Raw genomic sequence first — 836 nt, 5'->3', positions numbered from 1 at the left:
GCACGGCGCGGACAGGACCGGGCGAACGGTGTTCAGCCGCAAGCTGACCCGGGGAAAACTGCTAAATTTCTTCGTGTCACAGCCGCGATGCACGGTGGCGCTGGAAGCGTGCGGCGGCGCACATCACTGGGCCCGCGAGTTGCGGGCGATGGGTCACGAGGTCAGGCTGATTCCGCCGGCCTATGTGAAGCCGTTCGTGAAGCGGCATAAGAATGATGCTGTCGATGCTGAGGCGATCTGTGAGGCGGCGCAGCGGCCAACGATGCGGTTCGTCGCGGTGAAGAGCGAAGAGCAGCAAGCCGCCGCCTTGGTGTTCCGCACGCGCGATCTGCTGGTAAAACAGCGCACCCAGCTCGGCAATGCGATCCGCGGGCATCTCACCGAATATGGCTGGGTGGCACCGAAGGGGCCGAGCCACCTGGCGATGCTGGCGGATCTGCTAGACGACAGCGAGATGGCCGCAACACTGCCGGAGGCGGCGCGACCGATGTTCGCGATGATGGTCGATATGCTAGCCGAACTCGACAAGCGGGTTGCCGCATTGGACAAGAAGATCACCCGCCGTGCTCGCGAGGACGAGGTGGCGCGTCGGCTGATGACGATCCCTGGCATCGGTCCGATCACGGCGACGGCGATCGCAGCGATCGCGCCTCCGGCCGAGACCTTTGCGAAGGGGCGCGACTTTGCGGCATGGCTGGGGCTCGTGCCCAAGCAGAAGCTGGGTGCGATCTCGCGCATGGGCGAGCGAACGCTCAGGCGGTTGCTGATCATCGGCAGCAGTGCGGTCGTGTTGCAGGCGAGCAGGCGCGGTGCCCCCAAGGGCTCGTGGCTCGAGG

General features: G+C 65.7%; 1 protein-coding gene. It reads left to right on the top strand.

The window, feature by feature from the left end; translation table 11 throughout:
- Positions 1-836: IS110 family transposase (locus AACY08_RS27575; protein ID WP_339472273.1), on the top strand; the 836-nt coding region annotated here is incomplete at both ends.

This window comes from Pseudomonas sp. EL_65y_Pfl1_R83 (assembly GCF_963970695.1).
Lineage (GTDB): Bacteria > Pseudomonadota > Gammaproteobacteria > Pseudomonadales > Pseudomonadaceae > Aquipseudomonas > Aquipseudomonas tritici.
Note: the sequence above shows the minus strand (reverse complement) of the source record. Positions and strands in the feature narration are given on the sequence as shown.